This window comes from uncultured Eubacterium sp. (genome assembly GCF_934295145.1).
Lineage (GTDB): Bacteria > Bacillota > Clostridia > Lachnospirales > Lachnospiraceae > Eubacterium_I.
In genome coordinates, this window is record NZ_CAKRAS010000042.1 from 1 (window position 1) to 26,615 (window position 26,615).

A 26,615-nucleotide genomic window follows, 5' to 3' on the forward strand; every position below is an offset into this window, starting at 1 on the left:
GAACTGTTAGGGCACTCAGATGTCAGTACCACCATGAATGTCTATGCACACTCTACAAGAAAAGCCAAGCGGGAATCCGCAAAGTTACTTGATAAAGTGGCAGGCAATGACTAAATAAAACTTTCCCTTATTTCCCTTACGATTATCTCATAAGGGCAAAAATAAGGGAAAATACATATCATTTCACTAATGAATGGACTGGAAAGCCTGTAAAATAGGGAAAGTTAGAAAGATATTTCGGCAAACATGAATTTATTGAAATGTACCTTTATATTTATTATAAAGCTCTTTGATCTGTTCCAGCTCAGACGCAGTCAGCGTATCTTTTGCGTATTGTTTTAATCCGGCAGTATCACCGCTGGTGATGTAGGAAGATGCTTCTTTCATGGTATCTGCGGACATATGATTCGTAATGATCTGATCTACGGTTGCACGGTCTGTATCGCTCATAGCATCAAGGATTTCCTGGGCATTGACGCCTGCAATGGCAGATGTATCGGATGTGATTTGTGACTCCAGAAGTTTTTCAGCTACAACTCCGGTGGCTCTTGTTTTTATTTTTGGTAAGGCAACAAAATAGCCAACCAGTAAAATAATCACGATAGCAAACAGAAAAACAATAAATTTTTGAAAACGGTGCCGTTTATGTGGATATGCCATAATGTAACCTCCTCTTAATGTCGGTGAGAAAATGCAATGATACTGAGAAGAATGTAATAGATTACGTTAATCAGAATCATGTATCAAGTCTCATGTGTTGTCGATTTTACCTGTTTCTACTTATTATAGCATGTATGATGTGGCAAAACTGCGAATTCAAAGAATATTAAGGAAATCTTCAAACTAAGGGAAAGATTTTCGGCTGGCAAAAGTGCTTTGTGCCTTACCCTGAATATTTGCATTTGTATGTAAAAACCGTTATAATCAGAAAACAGGAAAAATGAGGTAAGAAGAAAGGAACACATACATATATGGCAGCGATTTTTTTTGATATTGACGGGACTTTATGGGACAGGGACAATAACATTCCACAGAGCACAAAAGAAGCAATTCATCAGCTTCAGGAGAACGGACATCAGACCTTCCTCTGCAGTGGAAGGACACGCGTGTTTATCAACAGTGAAGAGCTGCTCGGTATGGGATTTGACGGCATTGTCTGCGGTTGTGGCACCTTTATAGAATATAAAGGAAAAGAAATGCTGTACAAAGAGATTGACCGGGAATTATTGAAAAAGGCAGTACGGATATTTTATGATTATGATATTGCCATGGTTATGGAAGGCCGCCATATGCTGTACATGGATGCAGACAAGATCAGCAGAGATGCATACGGAAGATATCTGCTGGAGGTTATGAAAGACTGTATGCTGCCGATTCAAGGGCATGAGGAACAGTGGGAAGCAAGTAAGTTTTCTGTGCTGATTCATGATCGGGATTATCCGGCGGTGATCGAATTATTAAAGGATGATTATGATTTTATGGTTCACGGGGATGTGGCCATGGAAGTAGTACCAAAAGGATACAGCAAAGCGAGCGGAATTGCTTTTGTATGCGAAAAACTGGGAATAGATGTAAAGGATACCTATGCATTCGGTGACAGTGCCAATGATGTAGACATGCTGGAGTTTGCCGGTGTGGGAGTCGCGATGGGTGACGGAACAGATGTGGCTAAGGAACATGCGGACTATGTGACCAAAGGACTGCATGAAGACGGTATTTATCATGCGCTGAAGCATTTTGCATTAATCTAGCACAAGTAAAACCTGTGCTATTTTGGAAAACTAAAGCTCAAATTATTGAAAAATAAATCACAGAAAGATCAGGATGACCAAAACGGTTGTTCTGGTCTTTTTTTATTTGAACGCAGAATAAGCATTCCCCCGCTTCAAGTACGTAGAGCATTAAGCGGTGGGTAGGGGGGATGCTTATGTCAGTTACGGATTTAAAATAGCTAGATACGGAATGACTATTGTCGAAAAAAATGACAAATGATAAAGTGGTCATCGCAAATATTTAGGGAATGATATCAATGAAATGTAGGGCATGAGATGAAAAATACAGCCAATTTTTATGGAAATGATATCATAAAATGTCCGACAAAAATAAGGTGGAGGTAAGATTGTGAAATTTAGGAAAAGACAACGAATCGTGTCCAATTTTCTGGGCACAATACTTAGTTTCTGCATGTTATTTATTGTTGTTGGAAGCCAGCAGACCGTGTATTCGGTACTTGCAAGTGAGCAGAATGCAGCAGAATGGAGGCAGCAACAGTCGTCAGAGACAGGTGGTGTGGGAGATCGTTTAGATGGAGATTATGCATATATTTCTGAAGTGGGAATTTTAATGGATCAGACGACAAAATCAGGTTTTGCTGTTCGCACAGGAACCGCACCATGGGATGAAGAAACTGAAAAAAACATAGCCGGAAATGACACTACAGATTTGGATAATACGGTTCGCAGTTTTGATATTGTGAGCTATACGACATACTTCAGAAGTAAGATGAGAGATGACGCAGCATATAGCGGACACAGAACCGGAACTTTACATTTTGAATTTATTGTTCCAGGAGAATCCAATATGGTTCAATATGAAATCGATTCTATGGGATGGCTTACGGCAAAGGCAGAGGCACAATATAAAGTTACAGAAGCAAGGTATCAGGGGCAAATCTGTCAGGTACTTCAAGGCAGTTATCTGTGGGAACCGAATGAAGATAATCCGGTAGCAATCGGAGAAAGTTATCAGGAATTGAATGTTGTGTTACGCGTCCTCGCAATGCATAACGGTGAGACACTTCAACCATATTTTACATTCTGGTTAGAAGGAAACGAAGTACAACAGGACAGAGAACAGATTGTAACAGGAAGTGATACAATCTGCTCTGCACATGGAGAGATTGAATATAAAACAATAGAGGCTCCTGAAATAAATGTTACAGCAGCACCGCGCTACAATATTCAGTTAAAAAGCTGTGATCCCAGAGCACAGTATATTAACTTTTTTGATTTTTCGACTGGAAATAAGCTGGCTCAGAACCAGAATGCCGGAACTGTGTATGGACGTGTGAATGTGCTTGGTATTACACTGCAGATTTATGGAAAAAGTCCACAGCATGGGTTACGTGGATGTGAAATTCCAGATGGAAAACCAATCACCTTTGATTTGGAATTAGCTTCAGAATACATAGGAACAGACGGAAACACTTATGATACCAGCGATCGGTATCAGCCATTGCTCTGGAGTCTGGATGCAAATATCAAAAGTAATGAACAGGGGGATGGACGTGAGATTGCAGGCAGTTACAAATTTGCAGCAGGCGGTGCTCCGATGAATAAAGGAACAGCATACGAAAGCTGCAAAGATGGCGGAAGATGGACAGCTGTACAGGAAGGTACGACATTACAAATTACAGTGACAGAGTATCAGGTAGATCTGAATCAGTTACCATATGCGGACGGTAATGTAAGCCCAGGAATCTATACCTACTATGATCCGATGACAACACAGCATTACTGGGATATTCAGCAAGCATGTTTTTCTGCCGGAGAGTGCTGGATCGTGCAGCCATTTTATGATAAAGATGAAACTTATGTGGTAGATGAATATGCTACGGGAACATTTACAATGTCGGTGACAGATCAGAATCTGAAAGCAACTGGGGAAAGCGGACAGCTACTTGATAATGTTTCAGATAATAAAAATCAGATGGAACAGTCAGATGATCATGCAGCATTGCCTATGGCGCTGGAACAGCCTGGAACCATTGATCAGTCAGTTAATTATCAGCAATATGGAAAAATCGAGTATGGTTCTTCTCTGACAGACGGATGCTTTGAGAATGGAAAAGACTGGATCGTAGCCGGTGGACAGTTAAACATTCAGGAAATGTTGAAACAGAACAGTGCAGAAGGTATGTACACTGGTGTGGCATATGATGATCTGATTAAGTTCGATGATCAGTTTTTTGAACTGGAAGAGGTAAAAAAGGGAAGCAGCGCCGGAATGCAGCAGATGACAGACCAGTTTTTATATGGTGCAAAGTCGGATAAAAGTGGTTGGAATCATCAGAATTTAAATCCTGATGAAGAAGGTTATGATCTGGAAATGATGCAGGCAACAGCAGATGACCTGATTTTCTTTTCTTCCTTGGAGGAATTACGCAGTCATGGATACACTTGTGTGGCGGTTCTATGGGAGGCGAGAGGACTTGCATCCGCACAGTCTACCAACTGTTACATTGGTTTACAGGGAAAAGTAAAAGATACGGTACAAAGCAATCAGGTTTATATGGTGACGCATTGTGCCAGAGCATGGAATAAACAAGATGTGGCAAAGGATATTGCTGATTTCTATAACAAAGATATAGCAGCACTGACAGATGATGATTATATCAGCTATATGAAAAGTAAGGAATTTCCGACAAGAGCAGACAGTCAGCAATCCGTTTCTTATACAGAGTATCCAGACGCATTCTGGGTCAATGAATATGGAAGCAGAGATGGCCTAACGAATTATAAAAAAGCGGAATATAACGAATCAGGTTATGTCAGCGGTTCAGCAGGACTCAGTTACGGAGATTCCTGTCTGGTAGTGTCTTATGCAACTCAGATATCCAAAGATACGATGCAGCAGTCTGGTACTGGAAGTGCACAGGCATCCAAGCGCGCTTATGATATGGATTCTAATCAGCGTGTAGCGGATTATGTATTGAAACCGTCGGTGAAGCGGACAGTAGGAGAATCACAGACGGAGGATATGAGTATTAAAACAACGCTGTACATAAAAGATGTTCTGCCGAAAGGGCTTCATTACATTTATGGATCTTCATATCTGGGAGGTACGTATACGCAGCGTTCCGAAGGAAAACAGGGACAGATAGAAAATGGGCAGAAGCTGGATCCGGAGATTACCGAAAATGAAGATGGAACGACAACGCTTGTATGGACATTGAAAAATGTGGTTTTTACAAATCAGGAAATAATGTATTTTGATCCTATTTACTATTCCTGTGAGATTGGTACAGTTGGAGATGAAAAGACGGATGTAATAAATAATCAGCAATTATTAAATCAGGTCTATATTTGGGGTAGTGATGAGCAAAAGAGAGATTTCACAGAGAAAAATGGAAACATGGCCGCAATAAGTATCCAGGTAAGTAAAAATAATTCAGTCAGTCTCGCAAAAATTGCAGACAAAGCGGTAGTGGAGCCGGGAGAAAGTATTGGTGCAGTGTTAAATGTCGGAAATAATGCCGATAATACTATGAATCTGATTGCTATGGACAGTCTGCCTTACGATGGTGATGAGGTTGGTTCTTCTTTTGATGGAGACTGTCAGGTGACGGAATTTAGGATACTAACACCGAAATTACTGGATAAGTTACGGATTTATTATACAGATGATGTTGCCCAGAGAGGAAAAACGAGTATGGATTATGTTAGCTCTGATTTTCAGAGCGAAGCAGGATGGAAGTTACTAACCGCAGATTCTGATACGGGAGTTGTAACCCTTCCAGATAATTTCTGCCCGACTGCGATTGCAGTGGTAGGCGAATTACCAGGACAGAAAACATTAAAAATGCATATTACAATGTCGGTACCGAATGGAAAAAGCGGTGATTATGTGATCAACAGGCTGACACGCGACAGTCTGGAAAGTGATTCCAGAACTTATATTTATGAGGAAGAAGATCCTCCTGTAACAGGAGTGAATGAACATACACCGGGAAAAATATCTTATGTGACGGGAGCAGCAGGAGTTATGGTGATAATCCTTCTGATTGTACAACGTTTACGGAGAAAACACAGATGAGGAAGGAACTTCGAGGTTTAATTTTGAAAGCAGGTGCTGCATTTGTGGCATTTGTGATATTGACTGGGCTTATATTTGGATTTGACAGACAGTGTGGTGACAGCATGAGCCCGGCAGTAAAAGATGGCGATCTGGTCTTTTTTTACAGACTGCAGAAAGAATATAATCGTTCGGACCTAGTTGTTCTTGAAAAGGAGGGCGATGTGCAGGTGCGAAGAATTATTGCAGGACCGGGCGACCGTGTGGATATTTCCGAAAATGGTTTGGAGATTAACGGATATCTGCAGCAGGAAGATGATATTTACACGGATACCATGCGGTTTGCAGAAGGGATTGATTTTCCGGTTACAGTGGGGCAGGAAGAATATTTTGTCCTTGGTGATAACAGAGAAAATGCCAGAGACAGCCGTATCTACGGACTGGTAAACCAGAAGGAAATCAAGGGAACGGTAATATCGTTACTCAGAAGAAGAGGATTATAGTTGGCTGAAAACACAGTAATCAGTAATCACAGATGAAAATGAAAATTTTTATAAATGATAAGCATGAAAAAAGTAAAAGAAGGAGAAAATTGATTTGAAAAAACGAATTGGAATTTTATTACTGACAGGTCTTATTTTTGCAGGAATGAGTGGAGTGACTGCGTTTGCGGAAGATGCAGGTGCAGCAATTCCGAATGTAACGACAAGTACAGATGTGAATGATGTAACGCTACCATTTACAAAAAATCTGAAAATTGCCGAGGGTGTGACAGTACCAACACAGACGTTTGGATTTGAAATCACAGCGCAGACAGATGGTGCACCACAGGCTACTATGAGCTCTGTTTCCTATACAAGCCAGGATGAAACGGGTGCGTTAACAGCAGAAAATACATATGTAATTTCTAAAGATGCTACTATTTCATTTGCACCGTTTACAAAAGCTGGCGTATACGAATATGAAGTAAAAGAAACGAGAGGAAATGGGGAGGGCATGTCATATGATGCCGGAACTTATACCCTCAGAGTGTATGTGGTCAACAGTGACAATGGTGGATTTAAGGTTAAGACGATTACGGCTGAAAAAGATAATACAAAGCAGGATAAAATTGCATTTGACAACCAGTATGTTAAAAATGGATCACTTATTATTCACAAAGACACAGTAGGAGAGCAGGCAGATAAAAAGAAAGATTTTACATTTAAGATTAGATTTCTGAAATCTGGAACAGAGGCAGAAAATGTTACTTCTTATATCGGAAAAATTGGAAATGTAGAAATTGTCTGTTCAATAGGACAGGACACAGAGTTCCAGCTTCATGATGGAGAAGAACTGTCTTTTGAATCCCTTCCGGTTGGAACAAGATACATTGTAACGGAGATAGAAGAGAATGATAACTATACACCATCCATTCAGGTAATATCATCAGGTACAGAGGTGCATCGGGCAGATGGAACAGATGGTACAGATCTGTCTTCAAGTGATAATGGAACAGATACGATTCTGGTGGGCGAGCAGGAAAATAAAGTTATTTTCACAAATACATATGCTGATACACCAACCACAGGTCTGTTTTTACAGCGTCTACCGTTTTGGGTTATGATCCTCGCAGCCGTTTGTGCAATTGCTGGTTTGGCTGTTGTAAATGGCAGAAAAAGAAGCTAGATTAACGTGAAACGCAAAGTAGTAAAGAATATTATTCATCTGGCAGAGCAGGTTCTGGATGGATGTATCATAGGCAGCATTTTACTGATGCTATGTTACGGCGGATATGCATTATGGGATACTTATCAGATCGAGCAGACAGCCAGTGCAGAAAAATTTCAGATTTACCGTCCGGATACCGGTCAGGATTCTTTTGACAGTCTGAAAAAAGAAAATCCGGAGGTGATTGGCTGGATTACAGTGGAGGATACAGAGATTGATTATCCTATCGTTCAGGCGGAAGATAATTCCAAGTATCTGAATACTGATGCAAAAGGTGCATTTGCTTTATGTGGGAGTATTTTTCTGGATTATCGGAATGCATCTGATTTTTCAGATGTAAATAGTGTGATCTATGGGCATTATATGCAGAAAGAATCCATGTTTGGCGATTTAAAACTATTTACGGATGCACGATTTTTTCAGATGCATCGATACGGGGAACTCTATTTTGCTGGGCAGTGGCATACTCTGGAATTGTTTTCTTTCTGTGAGGTAGACGCATATCAGAAAACGATATATGATGTAAAGAAGTCTCCAGAGGAGCAGGCAGAATACCTGAAAAATCTGGAGCAGATTAGTCGGTATTTCAGAAAAATAGATATTGGGGCAGAAGAACATTTTGTCAGTTTGTCCACCTGTATTCCCGGAAAAGGGACAGATGGCAGATATGTACTCACCGGTCGGATTACTGACCGGCCGGTGACGGAATAGGAAACATTATGCTCAGAATGTAGAAATGATGTTCAACCTGTATAGAAAGGCTGCCTTGATATTTTTCAACGATTGATTGGATACTTTTGCTCCCGTATCCATGCAATGATTTGTCCGGTTTTGATGTGATGGGCAGGCCATGTTCAAAAACTGGTGTGTTTGCACAATAATTTTGAATAGTGATAAAACAAAGCTGCTGATGACGGCGAATATTAACAGATAGCACCCGCTTTTGTGGATCTTCAATCTGGCGCAGGTGCTCAAGTGCGTTATCCAGCACATTGCCGAACAGTACATATAGATCAAAATCCGGGATAAATTGTAGGCCACTGCCGTCTGCCATGCAGGTCCATTGAATCTGATCCTTGCGACAGTTACGCCATGTATTGCCTAAAATAGCATCCAACGTCTGGTTTCCGGTGTTCATGGAAGAATCATAATCTGAAACAGAAGTTTCCAGTTCGGAGAGCAGTGCCTGACTTTGTTCCTGATTGGAATTGGCACGAAGTGCTGCAATCAGGTGTTTCATATCGTGGCATTGATGTTTTATATGGTCAGAGGCCTGTTTGAAGCGTTGAAATTGCTGATATTGCTGCTGGCGAAGCTGTGTTTCCAGTTCAGCTTCCCGGCGGTATTTTCCTCTCTGGAACAACAATCCCTGAGCAAGAAGAATACTGACAGACAAAAGCATGTCATATAACAGCAAAAAACGGAACAGATTCAGTGTATCCGGAGATCTGATCGCATTGGACAGGGTTCCCATTGTCCGACCGCAGCAGAGCATCAAAAACAGATAGCCAAGAGCCAGAATGCGTTCGGAATCAGGTACCGTGTAACTGAAAATTTTTTTTGTGAGAAAAAAGTAAAAAAATAGATTGCAAAGAAACATCAGCAGCAATTCCACCCACAACATATCTGGTTGAATTGGGTGCGGGTTTCGATGTGCGGCATCCGGACAAATCCATACAAATAGGGTATAAGCGAAATCCTGTACCAGATAAGCACAGGAAGCGCAATAAGCAGCAGTCAGAAGTGACAGTCTAAGACAGACAAAGAAAAACACAGTCAGCATGAGTACATACAGCAGAATATTTACGGTAGCCTGCAAAAGCATTAGGGCACAAAGAGAAAGTGTCAGAGAACCCTTGGCTGATGAAGTCAGTGTACAGATAGTCAGGTGTTGATAGGATGTAATCAACGGAGCACAGAAAAGTCCGATTACAAGTCCAAGCAGGAGACGTAAGGGGAAGTGTTCTCTCTTTTTAAACGGGATTGTAAAAATGGATGCTGTAATGAGACAGCATTGTGTCGCATTTAAATCAAATATGTTCGACAAAATATCAGATAAGATCATATGGTGGTATTCCTCCAATAAGATAATAATTGACCAAGAAAAGATTTGCTGTAAGTACGGCTCAGTGGAAGTGAAGTATGTTCTCCAAGAAATACTTCACTTTTTTCGTATCCGCTTACAAAAGCCAGATTGACAAGATAACCGTTGTGACAGCGGGAAAAATGTGTGGAATGTAATGCCTTTTCCAGTTTTCCGAGGGAGCGGTAACTGGTGGAAGAAAAGGTACCTGACGTTGTATGATAGATCAGAGTATGGTCATAAATTTCTACATAACGCAGGGTATCCAGGGGGAGACGGATTTTGCCATTTTGGCTGCTGATCACAAGAAATTGAACTTCTCTGGATTGCAGGATAGATGCGACCTGCTGCAACTTCATGGAAAAGGAATAGTAATTAACAGGCTTCAGAATATAATCAAAGGCCTGAACCGAATATCCTTCAATGGCATACTGTGCCATCTGGGTAATGAAAATGATTAGTACATCAGAATCAGTCTCACGAATCTTATGTGCAATTTCCAGACCGTTCATTTCTGGCATCTCAATGTCAAGTAAGATCAGATCCCAGTCAGAGAACGGCTGATTTAAAAAATCGGTTCCACAGGGGAAATATTCACATGTGGTCGCAATCTCTGTTTCCCTGGAAAAACGTTCTAACAGCTCCTGTACCTCAACGGCACAGGAGTATGTATCTTCTATCAGTGCAATTCGCATGGTGTATCCTCTTTTTTTAAAAAGAAAGTAATAAGTTTCTGCTCAGACAATGGTTGAGAATAATAATATCCCTGGATGAAATCTACGTTCCAGGCGTGCATATAGTCAGATTCTTCTTTTGTTTCGACGCCTTCAGCAACAATCTGGTATCCCATGGTTTGCAATGTAGAGATCATATTGTAATAAAATGTTCTTGCCATTTCATCTTTACACAGATGGGACAGTAGCGAGCGGTCCATTTTGATCACAGAAAACGGAAGCTGAAGGATACGGTTCAAATTAGCATAACCGGATCCAAAATCATCCAGGCAGAGACCGATTCCAGCAGTCGACAGCTTTTTAATGCACTCCTCGGTTTCACGAGTGTAACGGGTTGCGGAAGTCTCTGTGATTTCAAACTGGAAACAGGAGGTTGGTATACCTTCGGCGCGAATGATGGAAATCAGCTGATCGAAATAATCCGGTTTTAACAATTCGTTTGGCATCAGATTGAATTTTACTGTTTTTATTTGCTGATTCAAACATGGGTTCTGCTTCAAAAAACGGCAGATTTTTTTCAATTGCAAAGGCGTGATCTGGTAGATCATATTATTTTTACAGGCAATCCGATTCATGAAAAGTTCTGGAGAAATCCATCCGTACTTTGGATGTTTTAGACGGCTTAAAGCTTCCACTGAAGAAAATTTCTTCTCAGATATCGAATAAATCGGTTGAAACCATACTTCCAAAAGATCTTTTTTCACTGCCACGTCCAAATACTGCTCAATTTCCTGTTCGTAGAAAAATTGCTGATACGTTTCTGGTGTACATTTATGAAACTGTGATTCTTCAGGCTGTTTCGTATGTTGCAATAAGAAATCCAAAAATCCATATAAAGATTTAACATCTGGCAGATTTTTCAGTTGTCCGGCATCATAAATGATGGCAGGACAGGAAATCTTAGATGCAGTGGAACAATAATATTCGGAAGATAATTGTGCTAATTGTGCTTGCAGCATACTCGTCTCTTCATCAGAGTAGGTACAGAGTACAAAACGGTTAAAACTTAAACGGAATACCCGATGGTGTGGTGTGATCTGCCAGAGTATTTCAGCAATATCGACGACTAGTTTTCTCGAAATGTTAAACGGATAAATATTGCATATCTGTTCCAGTCGGGAAAATTCAATCATGGTTACAGTCGTATCTGGTCTTTTTTGAAATTGTTCTGTAATCCAATAGTCAAAATAGCTGGAATTGAATACTTCTGTATTAAAATCCAGATAAGCGGACGGACTGTGCAGGGTTAGATGAAGGATAACAATAGACAGTGCTGCAGTGAATCCGACAAATAGCTGTATATGGAAAATATTCTGAATGAGCATGCCAGCAAGCATGAGCAATGAGGTTTCAACTAAAGGAAAAAATCGTTTCCGAAGCTGTTTACAATAAAGCAGATTTGTAAGGAGGTTGCATCCATACCAGATCATAAGACCATAAACAAAATAAGGATATCCTTTGCCTACATGCCATAACCCATCTGATTCTGCATGGGCGATGAGCCCGGTGACAGGATTTGTCAGGGAAACAATCGCACCAAGCAGAAAGGGAACGGATGCAATTCGAATCAATAGCATATTTCTCCGGGGGAGGGTAAAGCAACTTAGAATCAATAGCAGATATGGCAGCAAAACCTGTGACAGATACAGTAACGTTGTCATAACAAGGTTGCCCGGATGTGCAGCTATTTTCTCAGTGAGAAAAAATGTAATTGAAATTCCGCAAATGCAATGCAGAATCGTGATAAAAATAATAAGAAGAAACAGTTTGCTGCGCCTGTCGTTTAATTTTCGTTGATAAACAAAATGAATCAGCTCTATGAAAAGCAAACAAAGCGCTGCCCAAAGATAATAATCTTTTAAAGCCATTTTGATGTCCTCCATAGTAAGAAAATATAATTATTTATGATGATAGATTTTATCATAAGGAAAAGAAGAATGCAATTATGTGGTATACATTTATATAGAAACAAAAATGTAGAATGTGAAAATGATAATTTATAAAGAAAAACTATATATTGCATTTTAGGGAACCATTTTTATAATAAAGCAGCAAGATAGAGATGTAATAAAACAGTTACATTTGTTAATAAAAATGAAAAAGTGAGAAAAAAAGAGAAAATCAGAGAACTAATCAGGTGATAGTGAGAATAACATGAATATATGTGAAATCATTTAGTTGCGATTCAGGTGCAAAAAAACTATTATATGACTATCGGTTAGCACTCAGAAGAAATGAGTGCTAATAAAACAAAAGAAAGCATAGAACTTATATATAGAATAAGGAGGAATCACATCATGAAATTAGTACCATTAGGTGACAGAGTTGTATTAAAACAGGTAGAGGCAGAAGAGACCACAAAATCCGGTCTGATTCTTACAACAAGTGCACAGGAGAAACCACAGGAAGCTGAAGTAATCGCAGTAGGACCTGGCGGAATGGTAGACGGTAAAGAAGTAACCATGCAGGTAAAACCGGGTGATAAAGTTATTTATTCTAAATATGCAGGTAACGAAGTAAAATTAGAGGGTGAGGAGTACATCATCGTAAGACAGAATGACATCCTTGCTGTAGTAGAGTAATTATAAATTGAAGGAGGAAGATTATCATGGCAAAAGAATTAAAATATGGATCAGAGGCAAGAAAAGCTCTGGAAGCTGGTGTAGATAAATTAGCAGATACCGTTCGTGTTACATTAGGACCAAAAGGAAGAAACGTAGTTCTGGATAAATCTTTTGGTGCACCGCTGATCACAAATGACGGTGTTACAATCGCAAAAGACATCGAACTTGAGGATGCATTCGAGAATATGGGTGCACAGCTTGTAAAAGAAGCAGCTACAAAGACAAATGATGTAGCAGGTGATGGTACAACAACCGCTACCGTTCTCGCTCAGGCAATGATCAAAGAGGGAATGAAAAACCTGGAAGCAGGTGCAAACCCAATCGTTATGAGAAGAGGTATGAAAAAAGCAACTGAGGCTGCTGTAAAAGCAATCGCAGCTATGAGCCAGAAAGTTGACGGAAAGAACCATATCGCTAAAGTTGCAGCAATCTCCGCTGGCGACGAAACAGTAGGAAATATGGTAGCAGATGCTATGGAGAAAGTTTCCGCAGACGGCGTTATCACAATCGAAGAGTCCAAGACAATGCAGACAGAGTTAGACTTAGTAGAAGGTATGCAGTTTGACCGTGGATATATTTCTGCATACATGGCAACTGATATGGATAAAATGGAAGCAAACCTGGATGAGCCATACATCTTGATCACAGATAAGAAGATCACAAACATTCAGGAGATTTTACCACTGTTAGAGCAGATTTTACAGACTGGTAAAAAATTACTCATCATTGCTGAGGATATCGAGGGTGATGCATTAACAAACCTGATTGTAAACAAATTACGTGGAACAATTACTGTTGTCGGCGTAAAAGCTCCGGGATACGGTGACAGAAGAAAAGCAATGCTGCAGGATATCGCAATCCTGACAGGCGGTACTGTAATTTCTTCCGAACTTGGTCTGGAATTAAAAGATGTAACATTAGATCAGCTTGGTCAGGCAAAATCTGTAAAAGTTCAGAAAGAGAACACAATCATTGTTGACGGTGAGGGTGATTCTGAGGCAATTAAAGCAAGAGTTGCTCAGATCCGTGCAGAGATTGAGACAACTACATCTGATTTCGACCGTGAGAAACTGCAGGAGAGACTTGCGAAGATGGCAGGCGGCGTAGCAGTGATCCGTGTAGGTGCAGCTACAGAAGCTGAGATGAAAGAAAGCAAACTGCGTATGGAAGACGCTCTGGCAGCTACAAAAGCAGCAGTAGAGGAAGGAATCATCGCAGGTGGCGGATCTGCATACATCCATGCAACAAAAGAGGTTGCAAAACTTGCTGAGACACTGGAAGGCGATGAGAAGACAGGAGCAAAAGTAATCCTGAAAGCTCTGGAAGCTCCGTTATTCTACATTTCCGCAAATGCAGGTCTCGAAGGTGCTGTTATCATCAACAAAGTTCGTGAGAGCGAGCCGGGTGTCGGATTTGATGCAGCAAAAGAAGAGTATGTAAACATGGTAGATGCAGGAATCCTTGATCCTGTAAAAGTTACAAGAAGTGCATTACAGAACGCAACAAGTGTTGCTTCTACATTATTGACAACAGAGTCTGTTGTAGCAGACATCAAAGAGCCAGCTCCGGCAATGCCGGCAGGTGGTGCACCAGGAATGGGAATGATGTAATTCAACAGCTCACATATGCCCTGACAAAAAAGCCGTCCGCATGCTTGCATGTGGGACGGCTTTTTGGACTTTCTCTTTTAATATCGTTTAGCCAATTATATCGGCGAGCGGACAGATCTGAACGTCATTTTCAGTAAGTACTTTACGGATTTTTTCTACAAAAAGCAGTGCTTTTTCGCCATCTCCGTGTACACATACAGAATCAGCCTGAATCGGAATATCTTTTCCGGTGACAGCAGTGACAACTCCTTCTTTTACCATACGGATGACACGGGCAATTGCCTCATCTTCATCTGTGATCATGGCACCTTCTTTACGACGGTTTACTAACGTACCATCTTCTTCATATCCACGGTCAGCAAATACTTCACTGGCTGCTTTTAAGCCACAGTCTTTTGCAGCACGGATCATTTCGCTTCCGGATAATCCCATAACAATAATTTCAGGATCATAGTCGTGGATCGCTTCGCAGATAGCCAGAGACAGAGCATAATCTTTGGCAGCCATGTTGTACAAGGCTCCATGCGGTTTGACGTGCTGCAGGCGCATTCCGTTCGCCTGACACATGCCTCCTAGAGCGCTGATCTGATACAGTGTGTAAGCTTTGGCTTCTGCTGGGGAAATTGCCATATTTCTGCGGCCAAATCCCATTAGATCCGGAAGTCCCGGATGCGCTCCGATCTTGATGCCAGCCTCTTTGGTGAGGGCAATGGATTCCAGCATTACGACAGGATCGGATGCATGATATCCGCAGGCAATATTTGCAGAAGAAATAAGGGGAATGATTTTTTCGTCCATTCCAATGGTATAGTGGCCGAAGCTTTCGCCCAGATCACTATTTAAATCTACCTGATACATGGTAAAGACCTCTCTTTCTGTTCAAGAATGCTCTCGGCATTCTTGCTGCGAGATGCACGTTATGCAATGTATGACATATTCTTCTGTGCATCTCTGCAAGTCTAAAATTTGCGGATTTATTAGTCCAGACGCAAAATCCGTTCAATAAAACCGGTGTCGGCTTTTCCTTCACAGAACTCTGGATTTTTCAGAATACGATACTGGAAATCTAGGTTGGTTTCCACGCCCATGATAAGCATTTCATCCAATGCAGAACGCATTTTCTGTAATGCAGCTTTACGATCCGGTGCATGTACAATGACTTTGGCGATCATGGAATCGTATTCGGAAGGAATGCGGTAACCGGTGTAAAGGGCAGTGTCTACGCGGACGCCGTTTCCAGCCGGCAGGTGCAGATGTTTAACTACGCCGGGACTTGGCATAAAGTTTTTCTCCGGAATTTCCGCATTGATGCGGCATTCGATGGCATGTCCCTTTGGTGTGACATCATTCTGGGAAAAACTTAGCGGTTCTCCCATGGCTACGCGAATCTGTTCAATGATCAGATCGGTACCGGTGACCATTTCTGTGACACCGTGTTCTACCTGAATTCGGGTGTTCATTTCCATGAAATAGTAAGTGCCTTTTGGATCTACGATAAATTCGACAGTTCCGGCATTTGTATAATTCACTGCTTTGGCTGCAAGAATTGCGTCATGATTCATGGAGGCACGCATTTTTTCTGTGATGGCAGGAGATGGAGATTCTTCAATCAGCTTCTGATGATTTCGCTGTACCGAGCAGTCACGTTCTCCAAGTGCAACAACGTTTCCGAAATTGTCAGCCATGATCTGAATTTCCACATGGCGCGGATTTTCGATATATTTTTCGATATACATTGTATCATCACCAAATGCATTTGCAGATTCCCGTTGTGCCATGTTGAAATGAAATTCAAACTCGTCTTTGGACTGTGCCACGCGCATACCTTTTCCACCGCCGCCGGAAGATGCTTTGATCATTACCGGATAACCAATCTCATCAGCAAATTTTTCACCGGTTTCAGCATCATAGACTGGTTCTCTTGTGCCGGGAACGACAGGTACTTTGGCATCCATCATGGTCTGGCGTGCATGGGATTTATTTCCCATACTGTTGATGACTTCTGCAGTCGGACCGATAAATGCGATGCCATATTCGTTGCAGAGACGGACAAAATCTGCATTTTCAGATAAAAATCCAAATCCCGGATGGATGGCATCAGCACCGACATTGCGGGCTGCTGTGATAATGCGTTCCATATTCAGATAATTGTTGCGGGCAGGACCTTCTCCAATGCAGACACGCTGATCCGCAAGTTGTACGTGAAGACTGTTTTGATCTTCTTTGGAATATACAGCGACGCTGCGGATTCCCATGTTTCGGCAGGCGCGGATAATGCGGACTGCGATTTCCCCGCGATTTGCGATTAATATTTTGTGAAACATCAGCAGGCCTCCTTAGTCATCCAGTTTCTTTACCTTAAACAGTGGCTGGCCATATTCGATTTTCTGTTCATTGCTGACCAGTACTGCTTCGATTTCACAGTCAAAATCACTTTCAATTTCATTCATCAGTTTCATAGCTTCCAGAATACATACAGTCTGTCCGGCTTTAACCCGGTCACCGACTTTTACGAAGGCTTTTGCCTCCGGTGACGGAGCAGAGTAGAAAGTGCCGACAATCGGAGATGTGATGTAAGTTTCATCTTCGGATTCTTCCTCTGCCTGGGCAGCAGGTGCTGTCTGTGCGATGGTGACTGCGGCTTCTCCCGGAACACCCATGGTTCCGCGGCGGCTCATTTTAATCTTTGTATCGCCTTCCTGGATGGAAAACTCCAGCATGGAGGAATTTTCGATAATCTGTACAAGTTTTTCAATCTGTTGTAAATCCATGATAATTTGTTACTCCTTTAATGTTCAATAAAAGAATTCTATCTAATAGGAAGATTGTGTGAAAACACGTCCAATCTGTTGATACAGAATCCTGTGTTTAGATGTGCAGTGATTCTGAGAAGAATATGTCAGCTTTCGCTGACCAGAATCACGCACCAAGTCTCACGTGTGTTCGACTTGAATCAGTAGTTAGTCCTGGAACAGCTTTGTCAGGCGCTTAGCTACCAGCCTGCAGTCCAGTACCTCTTTACATGGCTGATAAATTTGTTTGCGGAATTCCTGCAGTTCGTGCAGTTCATCCTGCATCAATTGCTGGGCTTCTTCCACAGTAACTGCCTGAAACCGTACTTTGTGATCTGTTTTCCGCTGAACAAGTTTTGGAATATCCACGGAAATGACAGTGGCAATTTTGGCATATCCTCCGGTGGTCTGGCGGTCAGAAAGCAGAATGATCGGTTTTCCGTGGCTTGGTACCTGAACGGAACCAAAGGCAATTCCATCGGAAATAATATCCGATGTCGTTTTGTAGGCGATAAAAGGCCCTTCCAGACGGCATCCCATGCGGTCAAATTCGCTGGTTACAGTATATTCTGATTCCAGGAATGTTTTTCGCCCTGCAGTGGTAAAAGATTTATCCTGTGGTCCCATGATGACACGTAAAGTCACCTCATCCTGGTCAAATTCATCAAGATCCAGGGTGCGGGACAGGTAATACGGTAAATATCTTCGCTTGATACGGAAACCGACATAATCTCCGTCCATCAGGCGGCGTCCTTTATATCCACCGATGGAGCATTTGATATTGGTAGAACGGCTGCCCATTACCACCGGGATATTCAGGTAACTGGAAAAAGCGATGTAGCCGCGACTTCCGGTTCTGGCTCCACGGAAAGATAAGATATCGCCGCGGTGCATGTAAACAGCGGTATAGTTTTTGATCGGTTTACCATTTACCTGTGGCTGGAAATCTCCGCCGGTGATAGCAATGATGGTCTCGGAAGTAAATTCCAGGGTTGGCCCCATCAGCGTAAATTCCAGAACAGCTTCATTTTCCGGATTGTCCAGAAGCAGATTTGCAATTTTAAAGGAACGTACATCCATGACACCGGACACGCCGAAGCCCTGGCTCTGATAGCCGGTTCTTCCAAGATCCTGTACGGTTGTGAGCATGCCGCCTTTTAATACACGAACGCCCATTGGTTACACCTCCTTTGGATGAATGGTACAGGTATAAGTACCGTTATCCACTTCATTTTTTATGTTTGCAAAATCAGATTCACTGACCGGGACGAAACGGATGTAATCACCTGCTTCAAAAAGAATCGGAACATCACGGTTCGGATCATAAGTTTTAACCGGTGTCAGTCCGAGTAACTGCCAGCCACCCGGGGAATCCAGTGGATAGATGCCGGTCTGGGAACCGCCGATGCCGACACTTCCGGCCGGAATCCGGATACGGGGATTTGCCAGACGTGGAGTGTGAATACGCTCATCCAGACCGCCCAGGTAGGAAAATCCGGGTAGAAATCCAAGCATGTAGATCAGGTAGTCACTGGATGAGTGAATAGCAATGACTTCCTGCGTGGTAAGGTTTGCATGTTTTGCAATATTTTCCAGATCCGGGCCGTATTCTCCGCCGTAGCATACCGGAATTTCAAAAATACGGGAAGAAGAAGCTTTTTTGCTGACTTCCAGTTTTAATAATTTTTCCAGACGGCGTTTTAATTTGCGATAGTCAATGACCCGTGGATCGTAGTTGATGAGAAGGCTTGTGAAGGCAGGGATCACATCTGTGACACCTTCCAGATGCTGTTCTCTCATCAGATGCACAAATGCAGTGATCTGTGCATTGATTTCAGGAGAAATCTCCTGCCCAAACTGAATGAGCAGGGAGGAATCTCCGGCGGTAAGAATTTTTGTGTCTTTCATAATTGATCATGCTCCATTATGCAAAAAGTGTTGCAAGGTTTCCAAGGGAGGTGATGCCAAGGTATGCAGAGATGATAACAACAATGATACCAAGGATCAGCAGCCAGGTTGGATGGTGGTAATCTTCACCCATGATAGTTTTCTTTTTGGAAGCTACCAGACACACACCCAGGGTGATCGGAAGAATCAGACCGTTTAAGGCACCTGCCAGAACGAGCAGAGTAGCCGGCTGACCGATCAGAGCCATGACGATGGTGCTGAGGATGATAAATCCGACAATAAACCATTTTTCATTTTTTTCAATTACTTTGCTGAATGTCTTCAGGAAAGATACGGAAGTATATGCACAGCCAACGATGGAAGTGATGGCAGCACATAAAAGCACAAGCCCGAAGAAGCGATATCCGATCTCACCGGCACCGATTTTGAATGCATCAGCAGCAGGGTTGGACGGATCCAGTGTATGAGCACCGGAAGTTGCAGTAGCAACGACAACACCAAGGATAGCAAGGAATAACAGTACACGTACGATGGTTGCGATACCAAGTCCCATAACAGAACTTTTTCTGATTTCACTAAGATTTTCCTTTTTCGTGATACCGGCATCAATCAGACGATGTGCACCGGCAAATGTGATATATCCGCCGACAGTACCACCAAGTAATGTCAGGATTGCAGGGAAGATATCGCCCATTGGTGCAGATGGTGCAACGGTTTCTTTTAATGCATAGCCAACTGGTGGACGAACAATGAGGATCACTACAAAGATGACAGCGATCATGAGTCCGCCAAGTACTTTAGTCAGTGTGTCCATAGCTTTTAAAGCATTTTTAAATAAGAAAACAAGAACAGCAATGGCACCCGCCAGGAAATATCCTGCAGTGGTCGGGATACCAAGCAGTGTATTAAAACCAAGCGCACCTCCGCCAACGTTACCGATATTGAAGACCAGTCCACCGGCAACGATCAAGAAAGCTACTACATAACCGAGTCCCGGAAGGACTTTATTTGCCACATCCTGTCCACGCATACCGGATACACAGAGTACACGCCATACATTTAACTGTACGATGGCAGCCAGTATGATAGAAATCAAAATGACAAAGCCGAAACTTCCGTGTAAGCTGTCTGTGAATTTTCCGGTCTGGGTCAAAAATCCCGGACCAATGGCAGAAGTTGCCATAAGAAAGGCTGCACCGATGAGAGCACCGGCATTCTTTTTCTGGTTGTTTTTGTTCATAAGCATCTCCTTCTGTATGATATGTACTCTCAGAACTGTTAAAAAGATTTCTGGAGTCCATTTTTATAGTGCTACTATTATACATAAATATGATTACAGTGTCAAAAGGTCTGAGTCCACCTGTGCTTGCACAAGGGTGGATGAATGACCTTGGGGCACGCCCCGATATGAGCATAAAAGTGGGATTTTTATCCCACGATATGCGAATAGCGGGAAGGATTGTGGGAGTGCAAAGCACGGAACAATCCGTGTAATCAAGATATGGGTGTTTTGACACCCATATCATAAATATAAGAAGTACAAACCTTTTTATCAGCAACCCAAATAAATAAAGTGAAAGTGTCACTTGTATGTTGCCGGAGTTAGTGTTACAATAGTCTAAGAAATTGCATAGGGATTTGCATGAGATTATGAGCTGAGCAAAAAGAAAAACCATGAGAATGGTTTATTTTTGCTCGGCTTTTGTTAGTTAAAGGAGAAGAATGTTATGTATGATGTAATGATCATTGGAGCAGGCGTGACAGGCAGTGCGATAGCACGGGAACTGATGCGTAAGAAAAGAAAGGTAGCAGTATTGGAGCGCTGTAGTGATATTTGTGAAGGAACCAGTAAGGCAAATAGTGGTATTGTACATGCAGGATTTGATGCAACACCTGGAACATTAAAAGCGAAGATGAATGTGCAGGGAAGCAAGAGGATGGAAGCACTTTCGAAGGAACTTGATTTTTCTTATAAGCGGAATGGTTCACTGGTGCTTTGTTTTGAAGATGCGGACAGATCAAAATTGGAAGAATTACTGGAAAAAGCGGAGAAAAATGGTGTGGAAGGATGTCAGATCATTTCCGGTGATGAAGTACGGCAGATGGAACCGCAGGTGTCGGATCAGGTTGTGGCTGCACTGTATGCGCCGGCAGGCGGCATTGTATGTCCTTTTGGATTGACGATCGCACTGGCAGAAAATGCATTTACTAACGGTGCACAGTTTTTCCTGAACCAGGAAGTGCAGCATATTGTAAAAAAAGATGGATATTATGAGATCCACACGCAGGATCATGTATATGAGACAAAACTGGTAGTAAATGCTGCGGGAGTTTATGCCGATGTTTTTCACAATATGGTCAGTGAACAGAAGATTCAGATCATTCCACGCAAAGGTGAGTACTGTCTGCTGGATAAAAAAACAGGCGCATTTGTCTCTCATACGATTTTCCAGCTTCCGACAAAATATGGAAAAGGTGTACTGGTAACGCCGACCGTACATGGTAATCTGATGCTTGGACCGACAGCGGTAGACGAATTGGATAAGGAAAATATCGCAACCACAGCAGAAGACCTGGAGGATCTGCAGCAGCGTGCGAGCTTAAGTACACCGAACCTGCCAAAACGCCAGACTATTACATCATTTGCCGGTCTTCGCGCACATACACAGAAGAATGATTTTATCATTGAAGAAGTGGCAGATGCACCGGGATTTATCGATGTGGCAGGGATTGAATCTCCGGGACTTTCCAGTGCACCGGTGATTGGCGTTTATGTGGCAGAAATGATTGAAAAACTGCTTCCAGCAGAGGATAATACAGAATTTATATCCACAAGAAAAGGTGTGGTCTGCATGGAAGAACTGAGTGTGGAAGAACGCCATGAGATGATCCGTAAGAATCCGGCGTATGCGAATGTAATCTGCCGCTGTGAGATGGTGACAGAGGGAGAAATTCTGGATGCAATCCACCGTCCATTAGGAGCCACAACTTTGGATGGCGTGAAACGCAGAACCCGTGCAGGAATGGGCAGATGTCAGGCAGGATTCTGTTCCCCGAAAACCGTGGAAATCCTTGCAAGGGAACTTGGATGCGACATCAGCGAAATTACGAAAAAAGGCAGAAATTCAGGATTCCTGACCGGATATGATAAGGAGGAACTGTAGCATGAAAACGAAAATTGCAATTATCGGCGGCGGTCCTGCAGGCCTGGCAGCAGCAGTTGCGGCACGAAAGGCCGGTGTGGAAGATATTTTGATTTTAGAGCGTGATGAGCAGCTTGGCGGTATTTTAAACCAGTGTATCCACAATGGATTTGGGTTACATACGTTTCAGGAAGAACTGACAGGACCGGAGTATGCGGCTCGTTTTATTGCAGAAGTGGAAGAAATGCAGATTCCATATCTGCTGTCAACCATGGTGGTAGATATCAGTCCGGAGAAAAAGATTACCTGTATGAATCGCGAACAGGGCATGTTTGTGGTAGAGGCGGAAGCCATCATTTTGGCCATGGGATGCAGGGAACGTCCGAGAGGTGCCCTGAATATTCCAGGATATCGTCCGGCGGGAATTTATTCTGCAGGAACGGCACAGCGTTATGTGAATATAGAAGGAAGAATGCCAGGCAAAAAAGTAGTCATTCTCGGTTCCGGGGATATCGGCCTGATCATGGCGCGGCGCATGACATTTGAAGGTGCTAAAGTGCAGGTGGTGGCAGAATTGATGCCATATTCCGGTGGATTGAAACGAAACATCGTACAGTGTCTGGATGATTATGAAATTCCGTTAAAATTAAGTCATACTGTGGTAGATATCAAAGGAAAAGACCGGGTGGAGGCAGTTACGATCGCACAGGTGGATGAAAAATTAAAACCGATTCCGGGAACAGAAGAAACCTACGAGTGTGATACTTTACTGTTATCCTGCGGATTAATCCCGGAAAATGAGCTTTCCGGAAAACTGGGTGTGGAATTAAGTACGGTGACTTCGGGGCCGATTGTAAATGAGAGTCTGGAAACCAATATTCCGGGTGTGTTTGCCTGTGGAAACGTATTACATGTGCATGATCTGGTGGATTATGTATCGGAAGAGGCTGGCGCAGCAGGAACCTTTGCGGCAGAATATGTGACACAGCAATTTGCAGAAGACACGACAGAAATCGCTATCTGCCCGGAGGGGGGTGTGCGCTATACCGTGCCGTCTTCCATTCATCCTCATCGGATGCAGGACAAACAGATCGTCCGTTTCCGCGTTGGAAATGTATACAAAGACAGTGAACTCTGTGTTTATTTTGATGACACTTGTATCATGCGTCTGAAAAAGAAAGTTATGGCACCGGGCGAGATGGAGCAGGTAATCTTACAAAAGAAAAAATTGCAGGAATATGAAAATCTGTCCAAAATAACAATTCGAATCGAACAGGGGGAAGCATAATGGAACGAAAAGAACTGATTTGTATCGGCTGCCCGCTGGGCTGTAATCTGACAGTGGAAATGGATGGCGCACAGGTGGCGTCCGTAAGTGGAAATACATGCAAACGGGGCGATGACTATGCCAGAAAGGAACTGACAGATCCAAGAAGGATCGTGACATCGACGGTACCGGTAGCGGGAGGAAATCTGCCGGTGGTATCGCTAAAAACAGAAACGGATATCCCAAAGAACAAAATCCGGGAATGTTTGCTTGCATTAAAAGGAGTGACACTTACCGCACCGGTTCAGATCGGTGATGTGATTGTGGAAAATGTGGCAGATACCGGCGTGGATGTGATTGCGACGAAATCTGTTGTTGAAAGATGATAATAGATACGATAATATAAAATATGTATACAGAAATGTTTTATACAATGATTTCCTATGGAGGAATAATATAGGAGTTGTATATATGAAAAATATATATAAGTAAGAGAACTATGAGGAGAGAGAAAAAATCATGGGGAAAAAATATATCATGGCATTAGATCAGGGAACCACAAGCTCCCGGTGTATTTTATTTGATCATGAGGGAAATATCTGTGGGATGGCACAGAAAGAACTGACGCAGATATATCCGCAACCAGGCTGGGTGGAGCAGAATCCGCGTGAAATATGGTCTACACAGTTATCTGTTTTGACAGAAGCCCTGGCTGTGACAGGAGCAATGCCAGAAGATATTGAAGGAATCGGAATTACGAATCAGCGTGAAACAACGATTGTGTGGAATCGTTTTACCGGAGTGCCGGTATACAATGCGATTGTCTGGCAGTGTCGTCGAACAGCAGAGCAGATTGACCGTCTGAAAGAGGAAAAATTTGATGAACTGATCCGTGAGCGGACCGGACTGATCGCAGATGCATATTTTTCAGCGAGCAAGATTGCGTGGATTCTGGACAATGTTGAAGGTGCACGGGAACAGGCAGAGGAAGGAAACCTTTTGTTTGGAACCGTAGATACATGGCTGATATGGAATCTGACCGGAGGCAGTGTACATGTGACAGACTATTCCAACGCATCCAGAACGATGCTTTATGATATTCACAAATGCTGCTGGGACAAGGAAATCCTGGAAAAATTTGACATCCCGGAAAGCATGCTTCCGGAGGTAAAACCATCCAGCTATATCTATGGTTATACCGATCCGGCGGTGACAGGTGGAGAAATTCCGGTGTGCGGAGCAGCGGGAGATCAGCAGGCGGCTTTGTTTGGTCAGAGCTGTTTTGAAAAAGGCGAGGGAAAAATTACATACGGAACCGGATGTTTCCTGTTGATGAATACCGGAAAAGAGCCGATCGCATCGAAAAATGGTCTCCTGACGACATTGGCAGCGAGTGTCAGTGATGAGGTAGAATACGCCCTGGAAGGAAGCGTATTTGTGGCTGGTGCGGCGATTCAGTGGCTGCGGGATGAGATGCGGATGATCAAAAGCGTACGTCAGTCAGAAGAGTACGCAGATGAAGTACCGGATTGCAAGGGAGTTTATGTCGTTCCTGCTTTCACCGGAATGGGTGCACCATACTGGGATTCCTATGCACGGGGCACCATTGTAGGTGTGACCAGAGGATGTAAAAAAGAGCATTTTATCCGCGCGACCTTGGAGTCCATCGTTTATCAGGCTTATGATGTCATTGCCGCGATGGAAGAAGATGCCGGAGTTAAAATGACACATCTCAAAGTAGATGGCGGAGCCAGTGCGAATAATATGTTGATGAAATTTCAGGCAGATATCGCAGGAATCCGTGCAGAACGCCCGAAATGCATCGAGACAACAGCACTTGGAGCGGCGTATCTGGCAGGATTGGCCGTAGGCTACTGGAGCAGCAAGGATGAAATTCGCAAAAACTGGAACCTTGGCCGTACGTTTGAACCCACCATGGAGGAAACAGAGCGTGCGAAACTGCTGAAAGGCTGGCATCGCGCAGTACGTTGTGCACTTGCATGGTCTCAGGATGAAGAATGAAATTGTAACTTCTGATGTGTTCGTTTTTCCAAAGAACAGAAAAAATGTCTTTATATCTTATGGATTTTCATGTATAATGATAAGGTTGAGTGATAATCCATAAAACAGGAGGAACTATACATATTATGAAAAAAGTAGAAGATTACGTGAGAAGTATCCCGGATTTTCCGGAACCGGGCATTATTTTCCGCGATATAACAACCGTTTTACAGGATCCGGACGGACTGAAACTTGCGATTGACGGATTAAAGGAGCGTCTGGATGGCGTTGATTTTGATGTGGTAGTTGGCGCAGAATCCAGAGGATTTATCTTTGGAGCACCGCTGGCTTACGAATTTGGCAAAGGATTTGTACCGGTTCGTAAAAAAGGGAAACTTCCATGCGAGACAGTTTGTGCCAAATATGACCTTGAGTACGGTTCTGCTGAGATCGAGATGCACAAAGATTCCATCAAACCGGGTCAGAAAGTTGTCGTAGTAGACGATCTGATCGCAACCGGCGGAACAATCGAGGCTGCCATCAAACTGATCGAGAGCCTTGGCGGAGAAGTTGTCAAAGTGTTATTCCTGATGGAACTGGCTGGATTAAACGGTCGTGAGAAACTGAAAGGTTACGATGTAGAATCTGTGATCACTTATCCGGGTAAATAAGAAAAAAGCTTTCTATGTAGAAGCGTCATTTAGAAATGATAGTTTCTATATAGAAAGCTTTTTATTTGTATGAACGCAGGTCGCAAAGCGGCTGCGTTCATGAGCAAGTAGCGAAAGCGGATTGCGAATGTCCGCTTTACATCATGCATCATAATATTTCTTTACAAAGGTAATAAAATTCTGCATCTGCGTCGTCAGGTAACGCCCTTTTTTCCATACAATACCAATATCTGTTTTCAAAGGCGGTTCCATGGGAATTGCTTTGTATTTTGGTAAACC

Annotated in this window: 22 protein-coding genes; 12 read left to right on the plus strand and 10 right to left on the minus strand. The window is 42.7% G+C overall.

Features of this window, described 5'->3' with window-relative positions; translation table 11 throughout:
* Positions 1–252: 252 nt before the first annotated feature.
* Positions 253–660: a hypothetical protein gene (locus Q0I54_RS09320; protein WP_296118212.1), complete on the minus strand. Its 408-nt coding sequence runs from the start codon at positions 658–660 to the stop codon at positions 253–255.
* A gap of 311 nt (positions 661–971) precedes the next feature.
* On the opposite strand from Q0I54_RS09320, the gene Q0I54_RS09325 reads away from it, so the two are divergent.
* From Q0I54_RS09325 to srtB, 5 genes are all read left to right on the plus strand, one after another.
* Complete coding sequence (locus Q0I54_RS09325; RefSeq protein WP_296118214.1) at positions 972–1,751, plus strand: Cof-type HAD-IIB family hydrolase; 780 nt, start codon at positions 972–974, stop codon at positions 1,749–1,751.
* Positions 1,752–2,121: 370 nt separating this feature from the next.
* Complete coding sequence (locus Q0I54_RS09330; RefSeq protein WP_288618147.1) at positions 2,122–5,814, plus strand: hypothetical protein; 3,693 nt, start codon at positions 2,122–2,124, stop codon at positions 5,812–5,814.
* Positions 5,811–6,296, plus strand: coding sequence for a signal peptidase I (gene lepB / locus Q0I54_RS09335; RefSeq protein WP_288618145.1), 486 nt, complete (start codon positions 5,811–5,813; stop codon positions 6,294–6,296). The genes Q0I54_RS09330 and lepB overlap by 4 nt, the downstream gene beginning before the upstream one ends.
* A 94-nt stretch (positions 6,297–6,390) precedes the next feature.
* The gene (locus Q0I54_RS09340) at positions 6,391–7,461 is read left to right on the plus strand and encodes a Spy0128 family protein (protein ID WP_288618143.1); all 1,071 of its coding nucleotides are present in this window, start codon (positions 6,391–6,393) and stop codon (positions 7,459–7,461) included.
* Positions 7,462–7,467: 6 nt separating this feature from the next.
* Positions 7,468–8,214: a class B sortase gene (gene srtB, locus Q0I54_RS09345; RefSeq protein WP_288618141.1), complete on the plus strand. Its 747-nt coding sequence runs from the start codon at positions 7,468–7,470 to the stop codon at positions 8,212–8,214.
* Here the strand turns inward: srtB and Q0I54_RS09350 are convergent.
* From Q0I54_RS09350 to Q0I54_RS09360, 3 genes are read right to left on the minus strand one after another with little or no spacing between them, the layout of a single operon-like run.
* Complete coding sequence (locus Q0I54_RS09350; protein ID WP_288618138.1) at positions 8,189–9,568, minus strand: ATP-binding protein; 1,380 nt, start codon at positions 9,566–9,568, stop codon at positions 8,189–8,191. The genes srtB and Q0I54_RS09350 overlap by 26 nt on opposite strands.
* Entirely contained in the window at positions 9,565–10,281 is a 717-nt protein-coding gene (locus Q0I54_RS09355; protein ID WP_288618136.1) for a LytTR family DNA-binding domain-containing protein, read from the minus strand. Before Q0I54_RS09355 ends, Q0I54_RS09350 begins: the two co-directional genes overlap by 4 nt.
* On the minus strand, positions 10,266–12,188 hold the full coding sequence (locus tag Q0I54_RS09360; RefSeq protein ID WP_296118222.1) for an EAL domain-containing protein: 1,923 nt from the start codon (positions 12,186–12,188) through the stop codon (positions 10,266–10,268). Before Q0I54_RS09360 ends, Q0I54_RS09355 begins: the two co-directional genes overlap by 16 nt.
* A 429-nt stretch (positions 12,189–12,617) precedes the next feature.
* Between Q0I54_RS09360 and groES the strand changes: the two genes are divergently transcribed.
* On the plus strand, positions 12,618–12,902 hold the full coding sequence (gene groES, locus Q0I54_RS09365; protein ID WP_022036466.1) for a co-chaperone GroES: 285 nt from the start codon (positions 12,618–12,620) through the stop codon (positions 12,900–12,902).
* A gap of 26 nt (positions 12,903–12,928) precedes the next feature.
* Entirely contained in the window at positions 12,929–14,554 is a 1,626-nt protein-coding gene (gene groL, locus Q0I54_RS09370; RefSeq protein ID WP_021739516.1) for a chaperonin GroEL, read from the plus strand.
* Between the two features lie 87 nt (positions 14,555–14,641).
* Here the strand turns inward: groL and Q0I54_RS09375 are convergent, their stop codons facing one another.
* The 6 genes from Q0I54_RS09375 to Q0I54_RS09400 form a co-directional block, all read right to left on the minus strand.
* Positions 14,642–15,412, minus strand: coding sequence for a LamB/YcsF family protein (locus Q0I54_RS09375; protein WP_296118227.1), 771 nt, complete (start codon positions 15,410–15,412; stop codon positions 14,642–14,644).
* 119 nt (positions 15,413–15,531) lie between these two features.
* Positions 15,532–16,878, minus strand: a complete 1,347-nt coding sequence (gene accC / locus Q0I54_RS09380) for an acetyl-CoA carboxylase biotin carboxylase subunit (protein WP_022036467.1) — start codon at positions 16,876–16,878, stop codon at positions 15,532–15,534.
* Positions 16,879–16,890: 12 nt separating this feature from the next.
* A complete protein-coding gene (accB, locus tag Q0I54_RS09385) occupies positions 16,891–17,325 on the minus strand; it encodes an acetyl-CoA carboxylase biotin carboxyl carrier protein (RefSeq protein ID WP_296118230.1) in 435 nt (144 codons plus the stop codon).
* Positions 17,326–17,514: 189 nt separating this feature from the next.
* Positions 17,515–18,522, minus strand: a complete 1,008-nt coding sequence (locus tag Q0I54_RS09390) for a biotin-dependent carboxyltransferase family protein (RefSeq protein WP_296118232.1) — start codon at positions 18,520–18,522, stop codon at positions 17,515–17,517.
* Positions 18,523–18,525: 3 nt separating this feature from the next.
* Positions 18,526–19,254, minus strand: a complete 729-nt coding sequence (gene pxpB, locus Q0I54_RS09395; protein ID WP_296118233.1) for a 5-oxoprolinase subunit PxpB — start codon at positions 19,252–19,254, stop codon at positions 18,526–18,528.
* Between the two features lie 16 nt (positions 19,255–19,270).
* Complete coding sequence (locus Q0I54_RS09400) at positions 19,271–20,494, minus strand: NRAMP family divalent metal transporter (protein ID WP_129900076.1); 1,224 nt, start codon at positions 20,492–20,494, stop codon at positions 19,271–19,273.
* Positions 20,495–20,981: 487 nt separating this feature from the next.
* Between Q0I54_RS09400 and Q0I54_RS09405 the strand changes: the two genes are divergently transcribed.
* The 5 genes from Q0I54_RS09405 (at position 20,982) to Q0I54_RS09425 (ending at position 26,336) form a co-directional block, all read left to right on the plus strand.
* Positions 20,982–22,418, plus strand: a complete 1,437-nt coding sequence (locus tag Q0I54_RS09405; protein WP_296118234.1) for an NAD(P)/FAD-dependent oxidoreductase — start codon at positions 20,982–20,984, stop codon at positions 22,416–22,418.
* 1 nt (position 22,419) lies between these two features.
* The gene (locus tag Q0I54_RS09410; RefSeq protein ID WP_296118236.1) at positions 22,420–23,685 is read left to right on the plus strand and encodes an NAD(P)/FAD-dependent oxidoreductase; all 1,266 of its coding nucleotides are present in this window, start codon (positions 22,420–22,422) and stop codon (positions 23,683–23,685) included.
* The gene (locus tag Q0I54_RS09415; RefSeq protein WP_296118238.1) at positions 23,685–24,050 is read left to right on the plus strand and encodes a DUF1667 domain-containing protein; all 366 of its coding nucleotides are present in this window, start codon (positions 23,685–23,687) and stop codon (positions 24,048–24,050) included. The genes Q0I54_RS09410 and Q0I54_RS09415 overlap by 1 nt, the downstream gene beginning before the upstream one ends.
* 133 nt (positions 24,051–24,183) lie before the next feature.
* Positions 24,184–25,686 (plus strand): glycerol kinase GlpK, encoded by a 1,503-nt coding sequence (gene glpK / locus Q0I54_RS09420; protein WP_296118240.1) that lies wholly within the window; start codon positions 24,184–24,186, stop codon positions 25,684–25,686.
* A gap of 125 nt (positions 25,687–25,811) precedes the next feature.
* On the plus strand, positions 25,812–26,336 hold the full coding sequence (locus Q0I54_RS09425) for an adenine phosphoribosyltransferase (protein WP_288618113.1): 525 nt from the start codon (positions 25,812–25,814) through the stop codon (positions 26,334–26,336).
* Positions 26,337–26,615: the final 279 nt, after the last annotated feature.